The following is an 18,009-nucleotide window of genomic DNA, read 5'->3' on the forward strand; positions in this document are numbered from 1 at the left end:
GAACCTGACGGGCACCAGCCATGCCGACAAGCTGACCGGCAACGGCAGCGCCAACGTGCTGACCGGGGGCAACGGCAACGACGTGCTTTCGGGCGGCGGCGGCAACGACACGCTGGTCGGCGGTTCGGGGGCCGATGTGCTCAAGGGCGGGACTGGCAAGGACACGCTCTACGGCGGCAAGGGTGCCGACGACCTCTATGGCGGCGGCGGCAAGGATGTGTTCGTGTTCAAGGCGGTATCGGATTCGACCAAGTCGGCCCGCGACACGATCTTCGACTTCGGCTCGGGCGACATCATCGACCTGAAGGCGATCGACGCCAACACGACGAAGTCGGGCAACCAGGCCTTCAGCTTCATCGGCACGGACGCCTTCTCCGACAAGGCCGGCGAACTGCGCTATTCGAAGAGCGGCAAGGATACCTACGTCACCGCCGACACCAACGGCGACGGCAAGGCAGACTTCGCCCTCCATATCGACAAGCTCGTCACCCTCGACAAGGGAGACTTCCTGCTGTGAGGCGCGGCGGGGTGACTTGACCCCACAGGACTTGCCGCGAACGCGGACCGCAGCAGCGCAAGGCTGCGGTTCGATAACGCATTCGAGGCTCCTTTGCGGACAGGTGGGCCGGCTCGATCCCGGATCGCCGGGGGCTGAGTGTCTCGCGCCTCGTTCCGATCGGGGCAGGAGCGGCGCAGATGTGCCCCGGAGGCTCCGCGCATTTCCCCGGTTGGCGGATGCCGTACTTTCTCTCACCACCGCTGTCGCGCACCCTCTCTCCGGCCCTTCCTGTCCTGCATCGTGCCGGGAGGCTCTCTCCTGTCCGCGGCCGTCCCCAATGGCCGGATGGCGACACACTCACACACACACACACACTCTCTCTCTCTCTCTCTCTCTCTCTTTCGTGCGCGCCTGATCCGCTTTCCGCGATCGCCGGCCGGCGGACCGGGGCCGACGGCCGGTTCCGGTTATGATTCGCATCCAAAATGCCATTTGCAGTTACGTACTGGTTAGTACATTATCGGTAAACCGACGGCGAGCGCGGGTGAAGCGGGGCAGGAGGCTCGTTCCGGGGCCGGGGACTGATGTGTTCTGCGGGCTGAGGTGTGAGGCCTAAGGCCCGGGGCGGAGCGGTCGGAGGCGGCCTGTGCGGTCGGCTTCGTGAGGGGCCGACGCTGCGACGCGCCTTTCGGGGAGAAGGAGGAGAGGGCGGATGAAGACTTCGATCGCGACCGTTTCGATCAGCGGCGAGCTGCCCGACAAGCTTGCGGCGATCGCGGCTGCGGGCTTCGACGGCGTCGAGATCTTCGAGAACGATTTCCTCGCCTTCGACGGCAGTCCCGCCGATGTCGGGCGGATGGTGCGCGACCATGGGCTGGAGATCACGCTGTTCCAGCCGTTCCGCGATTTCGAGGGCATGCCCGAGCCGCACCGCAGCCGCACCTTCGACCGGGCGGAGCGCAAGTTCGACGTCATGCAGCAGCTCGGGACCGACCTCGTGCTCGTCTGCTCCAACGTCTCGCCGATCTCGCTCGGCGGCATCGACCGGGCGGCCGCGGACTTTCACGAACTCGGCGAGCGGGCGGCGAAACGCGGCCTGCGCGTCGGCTACGAGGCGCTCGCCTGGGGGCGGCACATCTGGGACCACCGCGATGCGTGGGAGATCGTGCGCCGCGCCGGCCACGACAATATCGGCCTGATCCTCGACAGCTTCCACACGCTCTCGCGCAAGATCGACATCAATTCGATCCGCTCGATCCCGAAGGAGAAGATCTTCATCGTCCAGCTTGCCGATGCCCCGCTGATCGACATGGACCTGCTCTACTGGAGCCGGCACTTCCGCAACATGCCGGGCGAAGGCGACCTGCCGGTCACGGAGTTCACCCGCGCGATCGCGGAGACCGGCTATGACGGATATTTCTCGCTGGAGATCTTCAACGACCAGTTCCGCGGCGGGGCGGCCAAGCCGATCGCCGCCGACGGCCATCGTTCGCTGATCTATCTCGGCGACCAGGTGCGCCGCCATCCGAACGCCGCTTCCCTGAGCGTGACGCCGATGCCGGAGCGCGCCACAGTCGAGGGGATCGGCTTCGTCGAATTCACGGTCGCCGAGGACGAGGCGGCGGAGCTGGTGACGATCCTGCGGGCGCTCGGCTTTCGCAAGACCGACACCCATCGCTCGAAGAAGGTCGACGTCTACCGGCAGGGCGACATCCGCATCCTCGTCAACATGGAGGCGGGCGGGTTCGCCGGCGCGTCCTATGCGGTGCACGGCAGTTCGGCCTATGCGATCGCGCTCGTCGTCGACGATGCGGCGCGGGCGATGGAACGCGCGCGCGCGCTCGATGCCGAGCCGTTCAGCCAGCCGGTGGCGGCCGGCGAGGTCGAGGTGCCGGCGATCCGCGGCGTCGGCGGCGGGCTCGTCTACCTGCTCGACGGGAAGGGCGATCTCGGCCGGATCTGGGACATCGATTTCGAGCCCTGTGCCGATGACCGAGAGGCTGTGCCGGCGGGACTTCGCTTCGTCGACCACATCGCCCAGACGGTCGGCTACGAGGAGATGCTGACCTGGGTGCTGTTCTACACCTCGATCTTCGAGGCGGCGAAGACGCCGGTGGTCGACATCATCGACCCGGCCGGCGTGGTCCGCAGCCAGGTGGTGCAGAACGCGTCCGGCTCGCTGCGCATCACCCTGAACGGCGCGGAAAACCGCCGCACGCTGGCCGGCCACTTCATCGCCGAGACATTCGGCTCGGGCGTGCAGCATCTCGCCTTCCACACCGACGACATCTTCGCGACCGCCGCAGCCTTGCGCAGGAACGGCTTCCGGCCGCTTGCGATCTCGCCGAACTATTATGACGACGTCGAGGCCCGCTTCGGCCTGGAGCCGGAGCTGACCGAGAGGCTGCGGGCGGAGAACATCCTCTATGACCGCGACGAGCAGGGAGAATACTTCCAGCTCTACAGTCCCACCTATGGCGAGGGCTTCTTCTTCGAGATCGTGGAGCGCCGCGCCTATGGCGGCTACGGCGCGGTGAACGCGATCTTCCGCATTGCCGCGCTCAAGAAACACCTGCGGCCGGACGGGCTGCCGAGGCTTTAGGAACGAGGTTCATCCGCGGCTGACCGGCCGCGACATAGAGCGGGTGGCGGGGGTGGCCGGCCCGGGTGGTGCCGAGGCAGAAGACGTTGCCGCCGGCCGCCGCGAGCACAAGGGCGCTGCGGCCTGCCGCGAGCGGATGTGCGCCCCAGGCCGCGACGATGTCGGACCCGGCGGATGCCGCGCCGGCCGTGCCGCGCAAGACCGCGGCGATATGGGCGTCGTTTTCCGGGCCGACCGGATCGGGCGTCCCGCAGAGGGCAGCCGGATGGGTGGCACGGAGCGCAAAGAGATTGACGACCACCATGCCGCCATAGCCCCAAAGGCGCGAAAAGGCGATGCAGCGGCGGATGGTCGGATCGTCCGTGCCCGCATCCGCCCGGGACGGATTCAGCATGATCCAGACGACGTTGCCACCCCCGGCGGACCAGCGGCGATCCAGCCGGTAGCGGTACTGGCCGCAGGCGGAGAAGACGGCCTCGCCGGTGCAGGCGTGCGGGGTCTGGCTGCTCATTTGCCGGCGCCTTTCGGGGTGGCATTTCCCGGACCGGCGTTCCTCGGATCAACATCTGCGGGGCCAATGTATCTCGGGCCGCCATCGATGCAGTCCGGACAGCGCTGCCTCAGCCATTCGACGGATCGCGGCTCGGGCTTCTCCGTCTCCGGGGCGTCGCTGCGGAGAGCGTCGCCGGCGGAGCAGGAGACGAGGGTTGTCAGCAGCATGGCGAGCAGCCCGTCCTTCGCGCCCATCGCGCCGGCCTCCGTTCGTTGTCCCGATGCCATATTCTGCGCGCCAATCACGGAATTCTGAGGGACGGGCAAAATATCGCCGTGGTTGACGGGTCTACCGGCGCGCAAGGCCCTTGCGTCGGCGGCGATACTTCTTATCTGGAAGCCATTGTCCGCGCCGGCTCCGGAGGCAACGTGCCACGGCTGCGAGGTGGCGGACCGGCGCTTGCGAGCGCCTGTGAAATCAAGGACGACTTCGATGTGGAATTTCGGGCCCCTGGCGAAACTGCGGGCGTTCTTCTCCGGCGGATCCCTGAAGATCGGCAAACGGCCCAAGATGCCCAATCTGCCGCGGTTCCGCTGGGGAAAGGGAACGATCACGATCGGCGACCGGATCTCGATGCGCAGCGGCGTGGTCATCAATGCGCAAAGCGGCGCGATCGAGATCGGCAACGACGTCTCCCTCAACGACTACACCGTGCTTCTCGGCCATGGCGGCATCCGCATCGGCGACGACGTCCGCGTGGCCGCCCATGTCGTGATGGCCTCCTTCGATCACGGTTATGACGAGGTCGACATACCGATCCGCAAGCAGGCGAACGTCAAGAAGCCGATCGTCGTCGAGGACGACGTCTGGATCGGTGCGGGGGCGAAGGTTCTCGGCGGTTCGCATATCGCCCGCGGTTGCGTGATCGGCGCCAACAGTGTGGTGAAGGGCAGGACCGTGCCCTATGGCGTCTATGCCGGCGTGCCGGCACGGCTTATCAAGATGCGGGGCGACGCGGCCCCGGCGCGGACGGTGGCGCTCGCCGATGCCCGGGCCAGACGTGGCCGTGGCGGCGCCGTGGATTGACAGTTGCCGGGTCCGCGGATTTTATCGCGGCGATTCCCGAATGCAGATGGGCGGCAACAGAGTGTCCTTTTCCGAAACCAAGCAGCGCCTCTACCGACGTATCAAATACAAGCTGACGCGACCCAGGCCGCCTGCCTCGGTCGTTCCGCTCGACGGTCCCGTGCTGGTCGTCGGCTCCGCGCCGGTGTCGCACCTGCCGACCGGGTTCGACGGCAGTTACCGGGTGGTCACCATCAACGGCGCGCAGACGGTGACGCAGCGCTGGGGGATCGAGGCGCCCGACATCACCTTCATGATGTTCAACCAGATCCGCGGCATCAACACCAATGCCGTCGAGGTCCGGCGGGTGCTGGCCGGCCAGCGGACCGGCGCGCTCTACATGCTGCTCTGGCGGGACGGGCTGCCCTCGCTCGTGGACGGCCTGAAGGCGTTCGACTATCGCTACGAAACGCTCGAAATCGTCGACCGCTACCAGCGCATGGCGCTGCTGGACCGCGTCTGCGGCTTCAAGAGCGACGAGCTGGACGCGGAGAGCAAATGCTCCAACGGCATCAATGCGGCGCTGTTCTCTCTCTATAACGGCGCGCCGGCGGTGATCCTGTCCGGCATCAATCCGCAATCGACCGGGCATGTCTACAACCAGGAGAACCTGGCGCGGTTCCATCGCGACATGGACCAGAAGGTGCTGCAGACGCTGCGCGACAGGAACTATCCGGTCTTCACCGCCGATCCCGGGGTGGCGGAAAGCTCGGGCCTGCCATTGTGGACGGGCCGGGCCTGAGCGCCGGCGCAGGTTGGTATCAGCCGGCGGCGGTGCCCTCGCGCCGGGCAGCGCCTTCGTCCTTTGCGAGGCGGATGTCGTTGTCGGCGATGAAGTCCACCATGGCGCGATCCTCGACCTCGGACCGCTGGATATTGGCCAGCGTGATCCGCATCTTCTCCTCCAGCTTCTCCGCCGAGACGGCATAGTTCGAGCCGCGCGCCATCTTCGCCAGCATCTCTTCCTCGGACTTGCTGTAATAGTGGTTCAGCTGCAGGTGCGCGTTGGAGTAGAAGCGCCGGTCCTTGCGGCCGTTGCGGCTGGTGCGGTAGCCGGCATCGTTGACGGTCAGGTCGCCGTGGGCCTTCGTCCTGAACTGGTGGATCGTGACTTCCACGACCTCGCAGGGATCGACGATGCACTTGAAATTGGTGGAGTGTTCCTGCGGGCCGAGCGGATCGGAGCCGCGCTTCGTATAGGCCCGGGTGACCGGCCCGGCCGGCCTCTTCTTGTGGCCGCTCGTGCCGAACATGTGCCAGGGCAACGAGACGTTGGGGAAGTCGCCGGTCGCCGCAAGTGCCTCCTCAAGGGTCGCGCCCGTCTTCGGCAGCAGGAATTCGTCGGCGTCGATGAAGGCCATGCGGCGGAAGCGGCTGCCGAAATTGAGGATGGCATGGGCGAAGGCGAGCACCTGCCCGTCGATCAGTTGCTCCGTCTTGCTGGAGGCGACCTTGCCGGCCCACGGCACCAGCGTCAGTTCGGCCGGCGCGAGCACGCTTCTGACGACGTCGCAGGTCGCGTCCGTCGAGCCGTTGTCGTAGACGATGAAGTGACGGACGCCGATGGCCAGGTGGAAGCGCAGCCATTCCTCGATATAGGCCGCCTCGTTCTTCACGCACAGCGCGATCGCAATGCCGTGCCGGTCCGGCGCCGGCTCCGGCGGGGTGATCGACAGGGCCTTGATTCCGCTCTTCCTGTTGGCGAACCAGCGCATTCCAACTCCGGGTCAAATTCGTGCGCCGGGACGCCTTCGCCCCGGCCGGCGGGCACTATAGGGATGCGCGCGCGGGCATTCCAGTGGTATCGGCCGCGATCCCCGGTCCACGCCGTCCGGCCGGGCGTCCGGGGGCTGCTTAACGGAGCGTTCTGGCGCATTGACATCGCTTCTGTCCTCATGCACACGATACCCGAAGTCGCCGGCGCCAAATCGAGCGGCGCGGCGTCAAATCGAGATTTGCCAAAAGACAAGCTGAATAGCCCGCAATGCGGGATGAAAAGCGGAAGGTATCGGTATGAGAGATGACGTTGCACGTATTTTCGTAGGTTTCGATTCCAAGGAAGTTGTTGCCTATCACGTCCTTTGCCAGAGCATTATTGAGCGCTCCTCCATTCCGGTGGTGTTTTCTCCAATCGTTCTAAACAACCTGGGTCCGATGTTCTACCGGGAACGTAACGCGTTGCAGTCGACGGAGTTCTCGTTCTCGCGCTTCCTGGTGCCCTACCTCAGCAATTTCGAGGGCTGGAGCATCTTCATGGATTGCGACATGCTGGCCCGCGCCGACATCGCCGAACTCTGGGCGCTGCGCGACGACAGGTATGCCGCCATGTGCGTCAAGCACGACTACGTGCCGAAGATCGAGACGAAATTCCTCGGCCAGACGCAGACCAAGTACGAGAAGAAGAACTGGTCGAGCATGATCCTGTTCAACAACGCCAAGTGCACGGCGCTGAGCAAGGAATTCGTCAACACCGCCACCGGCCTGCAACTGCACCAGTTCAAGTGGCTGGACAGCGACGACCAGATCGGCGAGGTGCCGGTGGTCTGGAACTATCTCGTCAACGAGTACGACTATCGCGACGACGCCAAGCTCGTCCACTTCACCGACGGCGGCCCGTATTTCGAGGAATACAAGAACGACGACTACGCCGAGGAGTGGTTTGCGATGCGCGAGCAGGTCGTCTCGGTGCAGCAGAAGGCCTGAGCCTTGACGCAGGTCCCCGACAGGCCCGCGGAAGGCGACCTGCCGCCGCGGGCCGCAGCCGCCGGGCTTGCGGCTGCGGACGACTGGCGGGCGCTGTTTGCGCGCTATTCGGATATCGTGCTTGTCGCCAACAGCACGGCCTCTGATGTCGCCGCCCTGCGCGCGCAGTATCCGCGGGATGCGCTCTTCGTCTTCTTCAATAAGGTCTTCAAGGTCCTCGACCAGCCCTTCGAGGGGCATGCCATCCTCGTCACGCGCGGGCAGCCGCGCGGGGCGGGCATCGTCTATCGCGGAGAGGTCGACGAGGTCCTGTCCTTCTTCGATAAGGCGCATTTCCTCGGCATCATGAACATCCGCCTCGCCGAGGAGGAAAAGCCGAACACGTCGGCGGATTTCCACGACGCGCCGACGGGACACTTGGACCTGCGCGGTCATTTCGATCCGCTCTATACTGAGGGCAAGGTGCCGACGAGCGGCTTTGCCATGGCGCTGTGGCTGAGCGAGTTGCGGCTTCCGGGCACGATCACGCTGGCCGGGTTCTCCGCCCGGCGCAGCGAGAAGTGGCGGGTCGTCTCGGTCCACGACTGGAGCTTCGAGCAGGTCTTCCTGCGGCTGTTCGCAAGGCTCGGCAAGATCGCGATCCATGGCGGTGCCGGCACCAATGCCTATGCCAGGCTCGCCGAGCGCTTCCCGGAAATCCCGCCCTCGGAGATCGCGCTGGCGGCATCCGAGGTCCTGTCGGAGCGGCTTTCCAACACCGACGGGGAAGTCGACAAGCTGATCTCGCTGACCAATTTCATCCGCGCCGCCGACAATTTCCTGCGCCGGCTCAAGCCGTCCGCGCTCAGGCGACGCCGGCGGTCCTGAGGACGGCCGCGGCCGTTGCCGCGGCCAGGAGGAGCCCATGCCGCTGCAGAACCGGGTCACGCCCTTCGGCGATATCGTCGCCGTCAGCGCGCGCGGCCTTTTCACCGGAAATCGCGGCATCATCCACGATCCCGCCACGCGCAGGCTGACCGGACGGCGGTGGACGACGCGGGCGTGGATCGTCTGCCGGTGCGACTACAAGAACGTCCGGCGCGCGGTGATGGCGCAGCGCAGCTGGACGGAGCTGTTCTTCCTCGACGAGGCGACCGCCCTTTCCGCCGGGCACCGCCCGTGCTTCCTCTGCCGGCGGGCGGAGGCGCGTTCGTTCCGGGAAAACTGGAGCGCCGGCAACCGGGTCGCTCTGCCGAAGGCGCCGGACATGGACCTGCGCCTGCACGCCGAACGGCTGGAGCGCAGCGGCAAGCGGCTGCATCCGCTCACCGGACCGCTCGACGCGCTGCCCGACGGGGCCTTTCTTGCCGCACAGGGGGACGCCTATCTCGTCCGGGACGGCGAGACCCTGCTGTGGCGGCCGGAGGGGTACCGGCGCGCGAGCCTGTCCGGTCCCGTCGACGGCCTGCTGACGCCGCCCTCGACGCTTGCCGCCCTTGCCGCCGGCTACCGGCCGGTACTGCATCCCACGGCCTTCGACTGACGCCAACCTGCGCTGATACTGGCCGGTTGCGTGGGGGGCATCAGCGGTCGAGCCCTTCCGCCCAGTCCTTCACCGTCGCGGCCATGGTGCGCAGGTGGTCGGCTGCGGAGAAGCCGGAGAGCTTCTTGCGCGGCTTCAGGTCGTGATCGCCGTCTTCCAGCCAGAGCAGCCTGATCCGCTCGGAGAGCGGGTAGGTCTCGACTTCGGCGCGGGTGCCGAATTCGTCGCGGGTGCCCTGGCAGATCATGGCGGGCGTCTGCAGGCCGGTCAGATGGGCGGTACGGAGGGTTTCAGGCTTCCCGGGCGGATGGAAGGGGTATCCGAGGCAGAGCAGGCCCGCGACCGTGCCGGCTGCGTGCAGATCGTCGGCGATCATGCTCGCGACACGCCCGCCCATCGACTTTCCGCCGATGACGAGCGGGCCGGACGCACCGAGCGCCCGCACGGCGTCGCAATATTCGGGCTTCAGCGTCTCGGCGCGGGGCGGCGGCTTGCGGGCGCCGTCCGTGCGCCTGGCCGCCATGTAGGCGAACTCGAAGCGGGCGACGCGAAGACCTTCGGTGGCCAGCGCGTGCGCGGCGGCCGTCATGGAGGCGGAATCCATCGGCGCGCCGGCGCCGTGGGCCAGCAGGATCGTGATCGGCGCATCGTCGAGGCCGTCGAAGAGGAAGCGGTCGGTCATGGCGGGTCCCTTTGTCCAGGGGCAGGACCATGCGGGCATTCGCGCCGGAGGTAAAGCCTCGCCCGCTATCCGGCATCTCGGGGTTTGCGCACGAGTGCCCTTGAAATCCGCCGGCGCCGTCCTCATATCACCGGTCTGCCTGAAAAACGGACGGAAATGGCGTTGGCGTTAGCCGAGCCGTTTCGTGCCCGACAGGATAAGGGCGCTCCCCGAAAGGGTCGAGCGCCCTTTTTGCTGTCGGGGTCATGGATTTCTGCAGGCTGCGGCGGATGGGCGCGGGGCGGGCTTGGCGTCGGGGCGCGGCTTGCGCGGCTGTCCCGGATCGGCGAAAGCTGCAGCGGAGACAAACCGCCAGAGCCGTATCCGACATGATCGCCTTTGTCCTGACCTCTTTTGTCATCCTCCTGACACCCGGGCCGACGAACACGGTGCTGGCCGCTTCCGGCGCCGCCTTCGGGCTTTCCTGGGCGCGCCTGCTGCCGCTGGCCGAAGCTGCCGGCTACGCGCTGGCGATTTCCTTCTTCGCCGTCTTCGCCGCGCTGGTGGCGGACCTGTGGTGGGCGCTGCCGTCGCTGAAGATCGTCGCCGCCTGCTGGCTGGCCTATTCCGCCATCCGGCTCTGGATCACGTCGCTGGAGATGAAGGGGGCAATGCGCCGGGGCGCCTTCGCTCGCGTCTTCCTGACCACGCTGGTCAATCCGAAGGCGATGATCGTGGGCATGATGATGATCCCGCAGCCGAACCCGGACGAGATGGTGTGGCGGATTTCGATCTTCATCGCGCTGTCGTCGCTCGCAGGCCTCGGCTGGGTCGCGCTGGGGGCAGCACTGCCCGGCGGTATCCGCCGCCATTCCTATAAGGGCGCGGCCTTCGTGCTGGGCGGCTTTTCGCTCTACGCGCTGACGAGCGCGCTCGCCTGAGGCGTCCTTTCCGCGTCGCCGGAAGCTGCCCTTGATCTGCCCGGCGGATTGGTCCAACCTTCCGCTTCAGGGCTTTGGCCCGGTTGATCGGCAGACGGTCCTGCCGTGGGGAGGAAAGGGCTGCGCCATGGACGAGCGTGTTCCGCAGAGGGCCGAGGCAGGCGGTGATCCCGCCGCGCCTTCGCGCCAGATCTGGATCGAGGGCGGCACCTTCCTCATGGGCTCGGACGTCCACTATCCGGAGGAGGCGCCGGCGCATCCGGTGCGGGTCGACGGTTTTTGGATCGACGTGACGCCGGTGACCAACCGCCAGTTCATGGCCTTCGTCGAGGCGACCGGCTACGTGACCGTCGCCGAGCGGCCGCCGAGGGTTGAGGACTATCCGGGCGCGAAGCCGCACATGCTCCGTCCGGGCTCGGTCATCTTCGACCCGCCGAAGCGGCTATCCGGAACCGATCCCTCGCAATGGTGGAACTACAAGTTCGGGGCGGATTGGCGCCGCCCCTATGGCGGGCAGAGCAACATCCGCGGCAAGTACGACCATCCGGTCGTGCAGGTATCGTTCGAGGATGCGGTTGCCTATGCGCAATGGGCCGGGCGCGACCTGCCGACGGAGGCGGAATGGGAGTTCGCCGCCAAGGGCGGGCTGGAGGGAGCCGAGTTTGCCTGGGGCGACGAGCTCGTGCCCGACGGTCGGTTCATGGCGAACACCTGGCACGGGCAGTTCCCGACGGAAAACCGCAAGCCCGACGGCTATGAGCGGACCTCGCCGGTCGGCCGCTTTCCGGCGAATGGCTACGGGCTGCTCGACATGATCGGCAACGTCTGGGAATGGACGAGCGACTACTGGTCCGTGCGCCATCCCGATCCCGCGCCGTCGCCCTGCTGCGTACCGGCCAATCCGCGCGGCGGGATGGCGGAGGCCAGCCGGGATCCGCGCCTGCCCGACGTCTTGATCGCGCGCCGCGTGGTCAAGGGCGGATCGCACCTGTGCGCGCCCAACTACTGCCGCCGCTACCGCCCCGCCGCCCGGCATCCGCACGAGGAGAACGCGGCGACGACCCATATCGGCTTTCGCTGCATATCGCGCGGCTGACGGCCTGCGGCCCGCTTCGGCAGCGCCCTCACTTGTGCCGTCGGCCCGGGCGGGTTAGGCAGGGGCGACGCCCGGCGCGAGGAGGACATGATGACGGAAGACCTGAAGGGCGATATCGCCCGGCTCGAGCAGCAGGAGCAGATCCTGCGTTTTTCCCGCTTCGACCCGGATACGGCGTGGACGCTCGGCGGCATCCTGCGGGAGATCGCGATCGAGCGGCGCGCCGCCATCGCGATCGACATATCCCTGCGGGATCGCATCCTCTTCCACACCGTCCTCGACGGCACGTCGACGGATAACGGCGAATGGATCCGTCGCAAGCGCAACACCGTGCTGCGGCTGTGGAATTCGTCCTATCTCGTCGGGCGCCGGCTGGCGCTCGCCCATCGCGGCCAGGAGGAAGCGCACAACCTGCCGCTCTCCGATTTCGCCACCCATGGCGGCGGCTTCCCGATCCTGCTGGACGGGATCGGCTGCGTCGGCGCGGTCACGGTCTCCGGCGTGCCACAGCGCATCGACCACGCGATCGTGGCCGACGGCCTCGCCCGGTTGCTCGGCGTGGATCTCAAGGATGCGCGCCTGCCGGAGTGACTGGCAGGGGCAAGGTGCGGCCGATCGCGGTCAGTGCTCGTGCCAGGCCTCGCCGAGCACGCGCAGCCAGTTCCTGCGGCAGATCTTCCTGAGGCTGTCGGCATCGTAGCCGGCGGCCGAAAGCGCGGAGACGAGATTCTGGTTTCCGGCCGCGTCGGCGATCGTGGCGGGGATCATCGCGCCGTCGAAATCCGAGCCCAGCGCGACGCAGTCGATGCCCATCCGCTCGACCATGTAGTCGATGTGGCGGACCATGTCGAAGAGCGGCGTGCCGGCGCTTTCGCGGCCGTCCGGGCGCAGCATCGTGGTCGCATAGTTCAGCCCGACGACGCCGCGGCTCTCGCGGATCGCGTCCATCTGCCTGTCGGTGAGGTTGCGGGCGACCGGGGTCAGTGCATGGGCGTTCGAATGGGTGGCGACCAATGGTTGGTCCGTGGTCCTGGCCACGTCCCAGAAGCCCTTTTCGGTGATGTGCGACAGGTCGATCATGATGCCGAGCCGGTTGCAGGCGCGCACCAAGTCGAAGCCGGCGTCGGTGAGGCCGGGGCCGGTGTCGGGCGACGATGGAAAGGCGAAGGGGACGCCGTGGCCGAAGATATTGTTGCGGCTCCAGACCGGCCCGAGCGAGCGCAGGCCGGCGGCATGGAAGACCTCGAGGGCGGCAAGGTCCCGGTCGATCGCCTCGCAGCCCTCCATGTGCAGGACGGCGGCGAAGATGCCTTCCTCCATCGCGTCGCGGATCTCCGCGGTCGAGCGGCACAGGCGCCAGGCGCCGGCGCGGTCGAGCTGGAAGGCGATCGCGGCCATGGCAAGGGCGGTATCCAGCGACGGCTGGCGTTCGAGCGGCGGCTCCATCGGGGTGTCGTAGTGGCCGTCGGCATCGGGCCGGCGCAGTTCGAAGCGGCCGGACGAGACGTAGATGGCGCACATGCCGCCGGCGAGGCCGCCTGTGCGGGCCCGCGGGCCGTCGATATGCCCCTGGTCGGTGCCGTCCCGGAACTCCGCGACCGGATCGCCGCCGCCCTGCATGTTGACGAGCAGCCGCAGCAAGACGTCGTTGTGTCCGTCGAAGACCAGTTCCATGTCGTTTCCTGTCTGCTCCGCCCGGATGCCGTGCCGGCGGAGCGCGTGCACGTCGTTGAGGCCGCCGTCCCGAACCGGGGACGTGGTTGCCGGCCTGCAACCTAGAGCCGGAACGGACGGGCCGCAAGGGACGGGTGGCGAAGCGATTTACATCGGATTAACAGGTATTTCTAATATATGGACGGCGTGGGCCTGCGGCGGGTCGTTTCCGGCGTTCAATCCATACGGGAACGCGGGCCAAGCGAGGGGAGCGATCAGCCATGCCGGTGGGCGGCTGCGGGTCTTCGATGCCGCGTTCTCGCCCGGGAAAACCCCGCAGGCGTTCGTGCTGCATGCGGTCGTTTGCGTCCGGCTCACCGCGGCGGCCGACCGGCTGCGCGCAAAAGCAGGTCGCCTGCAAGATTTACAACTGTCACAGACAGCTTCTAGTGTGGCCCGCTCAGTTAGCGCGGGAGGCATGTGATGGCAGTGGAATTCCGGGTCAACAGCTATCAGGGCAACTGGCAGGACGATTCGAACGTCCTGGCACTTCGAAGCGGCGGCTTCCTGGTGACCTGGTCGAGTTATCTCAACGAGTACGACGATTCCGATTCGGTCGCCACCTATGTCGCCGGGCAGTTCTACGATGCCAGCGGCCGGCCTTCGGGCGGTGAAACGGTGATGCGGGGCATCATTGGCGCGCATTCGGGCTCGCCGCAGGCCACGCAACTGAAGAACGGCAACATCGTCGTGACCTGGGCCGAGGCGCTGGATGACGCGATCTTCTCGAACGGCGCCCATATCATGGCGCAGATCTTCGACACCAAGGGCGGAAGGGTCACCGGCGCGTTTCAGGTCGATACCGTTTCGTCCTTCGAGGCGCTCGCGCCGGACGTGGTCGCGACCGGCGACGGCGGGTTCGTCGTGTCCTTTGGCCTCGACAGGTCGCAATCCCGGTTCGACGAGGTCTATTCGCGCGCCTATACCGCCAGCGGCCAGGCGCAGGGTCGGGACAAGGTCCTGAACACCAAGTCATACGACTTCGACGAACTGTTGACCAAGTCCACGGCGCTGACCAACGGCAACAGCGTGATCATCTGGAACTCCGAGGCGGCGATCAACGACGGCACCAATGACGGCCGCAACCAGTTGCGTGCCAGCCTGCTGGACGAGAAGGGCAGGGTGATCAAATCCGACTTCGCGCTGACACCGCACAAGGGCGGCGCCGGCGGCTTCTGGAGCGACAGCGAGAACTATGGCTATTCCGTCGCGGCCCGTGCCGGCGGCGGTTTCGCCGTCGTCAATCTGGACTGGACGAAATCGGACGATGACGACGCCGGCTCGCTGTCGCTCTATTTCTCCGCCTATGACGACCGGGGCAGGAAAGTGACGGCAGCCACCCCCATCTTCGAGAAGGGAACCGTCGTCGGCGACCTCGAGATGGCACGGCTGACGACCGGGCAGTATGTCGTGACCTGGACCCAGGATTCGCTGGTCGCGAGCGACATTGGCGACGACGCCTATGGCCTGATCCTGTCGGCGAGCGGCAAGCCGCTCAGCAAGGTGTTCGAGGTCGGAATCGATGCCGATCGCTACGACGATCAGCAGGACGTGTCCGTCGCGGCGCTGTCGGGCGGCGGCTTCGTCATCACCTACACGTCCGATTCGATCGACATCGACGACGAGGGCATTGCGGGGATGATCTTCGGCCGCGGCACGGCCGGTGCCGACGACCGCACCGTCGACGCGACCGGCATGCTTTCGGGGCTGGACGGCGACGATCGGCTGAGGGGCGACGGACGTGCCAATATCCTGTCGGGCGGCCGCGGTGACGATACGCTGCTCGGCAAGAAGGGGGCGGACGAACTGATCGGCGGCACCGGTGCGGACAAGCTTTCCGGCGGCTCCGGCACCGATACCGCTTCTTACGCCGGGGCGAGCAAGGGCGTGGTGGCGAGCCTGGCGAAGCCGTCGACGAACACCCGGGAGGCGAAAGGGGACAGCTATTCCTCGATCGAGAACCTCACCGGGTCGAGCCATTCCGACACGCTGACCGGCGACAAGGGCGCCAACAGGATCTCCGGCGGCTCGGGAAACGACAAGATCTACGGCGGCCCTGGCAAGGACGTCCTGATCGGCGATTCCGGCAAGGACAAGTTCGTCTTCAACACCAAGCCGGGTTCGAAGAACGTGGACCGGATCGACGATTTCTCGGTCAAGGACGACGTGATCTGGCTCGACAACGATGTCTTCACCCGGGCCGGCAAGGTCGGCGATCTCGCCTCCAAGGCGTTTCACATTGGCGCCAGGGCGCACGACAAGGACGACCGCGTCATCTACGACAGCAAGAACGGCAAGCTCTGGTATGACCGCGACGGAACCGGTTCGTCCGACGCGATCCTTTTCGCCACCCTCGACAAGAAGCTGAAGATGACCGCCGGCGACTTCGACATTCTCGCCTGACCCCGGGCTAGCCTGACCCGGGCGCGATCCGTCACTTGCCCGTGCGGTCGATGCCGTAGGCCTGTGCTCCTCCGATGAAGGTCGCGCGCACGGCGAGGTCGTCGTCGAGCACGGCGAAATCGGCATCGTGGCCGCGCGTGAGGCGGCCCTTGCGCCCGGTCATGCCGATGGCTTCGGCCGGGTAGAGCGAGGCCATGCGCAGCGCCTCCTCCAGGTCGAGGCCGGCCTGTGCATGCATGAAGCGGACGCAGGCGATCATGTCGATGTCGGCGCCGGCGAGCGTTCCGTCGGCGAGCGTCAGCCGACCGTCCTTGCGGAAGATCTCGCGGCCGTTGAGGGTGAAGCCGGTCATGTCCGTGCCGATCGTCGACATGGCGTCGGTGACGAGGAAGATGCGGCCCGGGCCCTTCTTGGCGCGGAGCGCCACGCCGATCGAGACGGGATCGACATGGAAGCCGTCGGCGATCAGGCCGGCGTTGAGGTGGCCGAGGTCGAGGGCGGCGCCCACCATGCCCGGCTCGCGGTGGCCGAGCGGGCTCATGGCGTTGAAGAGATGGGTCATCATGCTGGCGCCGGCCGCAACCGCGTCCGACACCGCCCTGTAGCCGCTGTCGGAGTGGCCGAGGCTGACGGTGACGCCGGCTTTGGCGAGGGCTGTGATCTGGTCGTTGTCGACGCTTTCCGGCGCCACCGTCGCCAGCAGCGCATCGAGCTTTCCGCGTGCCGTGGCGATGCGTTCGAGGTCGTCCGCCTCCATCCGGCGGATCAGTTTCGGATCGTGTGCGCCCTTGCGGGCGATCGACAGATGCGGGCCCTCGAGATGCAGGCCAAGGAAGCCCGGTACGTTTTCGGCCTTGGCGGCGATGCCGGCGGCGACCGTGCGGGCGGTGACTTCGGGGGTATCGGTGATCAGCGTCGGCAGGAGTGCCGTGGTGCCGAAGCGGGCGTGGGCGGCGCAGATCGTGCGGATGCCGTCGACGTCGGGCTGCTCGTTCAGGAGCACGCCGCCGCCACCATTGACCTGCAGATCGACGAAGCCCGGCACGATGCTGGCGCCGTCGAGCGGGATATGTGCGGCGCCGGCCGGAATGTCCCCGGCCGTGGCGATGGCTTCGACCTTGCCGTCCTCGACCAGCAGGGCCGCAGCCTCATGCCAGAGGTCGCCGTCGAATATCCGGGCGCCGGTGAATGCGGTGAGCGCGCTCATCTCGTCTCCGTCACTTTCTTGAGGTTGACGGGCTTGTCCGGGTCCAGGCCGCGGGCGCGCGACCAGGCCTCGACGAAGCCGTAGAAGGGCACGATCAGCGCCAGGGCGTCGGTGATCGGATGGCCGGTGGCGACGAAGGGCAGCGGCTTCGCCGTGCTCGCGCCTGCCGAGGTGACGCAGGCGTAGGCGCCTTTCTCAGCCAGCCCGTCGGCCATGCCCGTGACCGATTGCTCGGCGGCGTCGCGGGCGGCGAGCGCGATCACCGGGAAGGAGGGGCCGACGAGGGCGACGGGGCCATGCAGGACCTCGGCGGAGGAATAGGCTTCCGCATGCAGACCGGAGGTCTCCTTGAATTTCAGCGCCGCCTCGCTGGCGATCGCAAGGCCGGGGCCGCGGCCGAGCACGTAGAGCGACTGCGCGGCGGCGAGGTCTTCGATCAGCCCGCTCCAGTCGAGCGCGATCGCCTTTGCGAACTGGTCGGGCAGGGCGGCGACGGCCGTCTTCAGCGCGGCGTCGCCGGTCCATTCGGCGAGAATGGCGAGGCCCGCCACGATCGAGTTCACGTAGGACTTGGTGGCGGCGACGCTGACTTCCGGCCCGGCGCAGATGTCGAGCGGATGGCTGCAGGCATCGGCGAGCGGCGAGGGGAGCGTATTGGTCAGCGCCATCGAGATCGCCCCGGCATCGGTCGCAGCCTTCGCCATGGCGACGATGTCGGGGCTCTTGCCGGACTGAGAAATCGCGATGGCCGCGCCGCCGTCGAGCTTCAGCTTCGCGCCGTAGATGGAGGCGAGCGAGGGGCCGAGCGAGGCGACGGGCCGGCCGGCGGTCAACTCGATCGCATATTTGAGGAAGAGGGCGGCGTGGTCGGAGGAGCCGCGCGCGACGGTGACGACGAATCGCGGATCGGCGGCCCTGAGTGCGCTTCCGGCGCGCGCGATCGCATCCTTCTGATCGGACAGCAGGCGGGCTGCGGCCTCCGGGATCTCGTTGACTTCACGGCGCATATTGGTCTGCATGGTCCTGTCTTTCGGTCTGTGCGGC

The 18,009-nt window shown here is 67.0% G+C and carries 18 protein-coding genes; 11 read left to right on the forward strand and 7 right to left on the reverse strand.

Translation table 11 applies throughout. The features are described 5' to 3' along the window. Together LQK81_RS06120 and LQK81_RS06125 are read left to right on the forward strand one after the other, a co-directional pair. Positions 1-517, forward strand: a 517-nt coding sequence (locus tag LQK81_RS06120; RefSeq protein ID WP_230804454.1) for a M10 family metallopeptidase C-terminal domain-containing protein, incomplete at its 5' end; no start/stop codon positions are given. Between the two features lie 694 nt (positions 518-1,211). Further along, a complete protein-coding gene (locus tag LQK81_RS06125; protein WP_230804456.1) occupies positions 1,212-3,101 on the forward strand; it encodes a bifunctional sugar phosphate isomerase/epimerase/4-hydroxyphenylpyruvate dioxygenase family protein in 1,890 nt (629 codons plus the stop codon). Here LQK81_RS06125 and LQK81_RS06130 read toward each other — a convergent pair. Next, entirely contained in the window at positions 3,061-3,612 is a 552-nt protein-coding gene (locus LQK81_RS06130; protein ID WP_230804458.1) for a DUF1643 domain-containing protein, read from the reverse strand. The two genes, LQK81_RS06125 and LQK81_RS06130, sit on opposite strands and share 41 nt — an antisense overlap. Continuing rightward, a complete protein-coding gene (locus tag LQK81_RS06135) occupies positions 3,609-4,172 on the reverse strand; it encodes a hypothetical protein (protein ID WP_230804460.1) in 564 nt (187 codons plus the stop codon). The genes LQK81_RS06130 and LQK81_RS06135 overlap by 4 nt, the downstream gene beginning before the upstream one ends. On the opposite strand from LQK81_RS06135, the gene LQK81_RS06140 reads away from it, so the two are divergent. Together LQK81_RS06140 and LQK81_RS06145 are read left to right on the forward strand one after the other, a co-directional pair. Beyond that, on the forward strand, positions 4,165-4,680 hold the full coding sequence (locus LQK81_RS06140) for an acyltransferase (protein ID WP_230804462.1): 516 nt from the start codon (positions 4,165-4,167) through the stop codon (positions 4,678-4,680). The two genes, LQK81_RS06135 and LQK81_RS06140, sit on opposite strands and share 8 nt — an antisense overlap. Positions 4,681-4,741: 61 nt before the next feature. After that, positions 4,742-5,461, forward strand: a complete 720-nt coding sequence (locus LQK81_RS06145; protein ID WP_230804463.1) for a membrane-anchored protein — start codon at positions 4,742-4,744, stop codon at positions 5,459-5,461. Between the two features lie 19 nt (positions 5,462-5,480). On the opposite strand, the gene LQK81_RS06150 is transcribed toward LQK81_RS06145, so the two are convergent. After that, complete coding sequence (locus LQK81_RS06150; protein ID WP_230804465.1) at positions 5,481-6,434, reverse strand: glycosyltransferase family 92 protein; 954 nt, start codon at positions 6,432-6,434, stop codon at positions 5,481-5,483. A gap of 298 nt (positions 6,435-6,732) precedes the next feature. Between LQK81_RS06150 and LQK81_RS06155 the strand changes: the two genes are divergently transcribed. From LQK81_RS06155 to LQK81_RS06165, 3 genes are read left to right on the forward strand one after another with little or no spacing between them, the layout of a single operon-like run. Then, the gene (locus LQK81_RS06155) at positions 6,733-7,422 is read left to right on the forward strand and encodes a glycosyltransferase (RefSeq protein ID WP_230804467.1); all 690 of its coding nucleotides are present in this window, start codon (positions 6,733-6,735) and stop codon (positions 7,420-7,422) included. A gap of 3 nt (positions 7,423-7,425) precedes the next feature. Next, positions 7,426-8,289, forward strand: a complete 864-nt coding sequence (locus tag LQK81_RS06160) for a 3-deoxy-manno-octulosonate cytidylyltransferase (protein WP_442967078.1) — start codon at positions 7,426-7,428, stop codon at positions 8,287-8,289. Between the two features lie 37 nt (positions 8,290-8,326). After that, the gene (locus tag LQK81_RS06165; RefSeq protein ID WP_230804469.1) at positions 8,327-8,944 is read left to right on the forward strand and encodes a hypothetical protein; all 618 of its coding nucleotides are present in this window, start codon (positions 8,327-8,329) and stop codon (positions 8,942-8,944) included. A 40-nt stretch (positions 8,945-8,984) separates the two neighbouring features. Here the strand turns inward: LQK81_RS06165 and LQK81_RS06170 are convergent, their stop codons facing one another. Continuing rightward, positions 8,985-9,626, reverse strand: a complete 642-nt coding sequence (locus LQK81_RS06170; protein ID WP_230804471.1) for an alpha/beta hydrolase family protein — start codon at positions 9,624-9,626, stop codon at positions 8,985-8,987. A 368-nt stretch (positions 9,627-9,994) separates the two neighbouring features. On the opposite strand from LQK81_RS06170, the gene LQK81_RS06175 reads away from it, so the two are divergent. The 3 genes from LQK81_RS06175 to LQK81_RS06185 all read left to right on the forward strand — a co-directional run bounded on the left by LQK81_RS06175 (position 9,995) and on the right by LQK81_RS06185 (position 12,233). Next, complete coding sequence (locus tag LQK81_RS06175) at positions 9,995-10,546, forward strand: LysE family translocator (protein ID WP_230804473.1); 552 nt, start codon at positions 9,995-9,997, stop codon at positions 10,544-10,546. Between the two features lie 127 nt (positions 10,547-10,673). After that, complete coding sequence (locus LQK81_RS06180; RefSeq protein ID WP_269064713.1) at positions 10,674-11,642, forward strand: formylglycine-generating enzyme family protein; 969 nt, start codon at positions 10,674-10,676, stop codon at positions 11,640-11,642. Between the two features lie 90 nt (positions 11,643-11,732). Further along, positions 11,733-12,233 (forward strand): heme-degrading domain-containing protein, encoded by a 501-nt coding sequence (locus LQK81_RS06185; RefSeq protein WP_230804476.1) that lies wholly within the window; start codon positions 11,733-11,735, stop codon positions 12,231-12,233. A gap of 30 nt (positions 12,234-12,263) precedes the next feature. Here LQK81_RS06185 and LQK81_RS06190 read toward each other — a convergent pair whose 3' ends face one another. Further along, positions 12,264-13,316, reverse strand: a complete 1,053-nt coding sequence (locus LQK81_RS06190; RefSeq protein ID WP_230804477.1) for a dipeptidase — start codon at positions 13,314-13,316, stop codon at positions 12,264-12,266. Positions 13,317-13,778: 462 nt separating this feature from the next. Here LQK81_RS06190 and LQK81_RS06195 point away from each other — a divergent pair, with 462 nt between their 5' ends. Further along, on the forward strand, positions 13,779-15,758 hold the full coding sequence (locus LQK81_RS06195; RefSeq protein WP_230804479.1) for a calcium-binding protein: 1,980 nt from the start codon (positions 13,779-13,781) through the stop codon (positions 15,756-15,758). A gap of 31 nt (positions 15,759-15,789) precedes the next feature. Here LQK81_RS06195 and nagA read toward each other — a convergent pair whose 3' ends face one another. Next, entirely contained in the window at positions 15,790-16,965 is a 1,176-nt protein-coding gene (gene nagA, locus LQK81_RS06200; RefSeq protein WP_230804489.1) for an N-acetylglucosamine-6-phosphate deacetylase, read from the reverse strand. Further along, positions 16,962-17,984, reverse strand: coding sequence for an SIS domain-containing protein (locus tag LQK81_RS06205; protein ID WP_230804491.1), 1,023 nt, complete (start codon positions 17,982-17,984; stop codon positions 16,962-16,964). The genes nagA and LQK81_RS06205 overlap by 4 nt, the downstream gene beginning before the upstream one ends. Positions 17,985-18,009: the final 25 nt, after the last annotated feature.

It is taken from the genome of Rhizobium sp. GN54, from assembly GCF_021026345.1.
Taxonomy (GTDB): Bacteria; Pseudomonadota; Alphaproteobacteria; order Rhizobiales; family Rhizobiaceae; genus Mycoplana.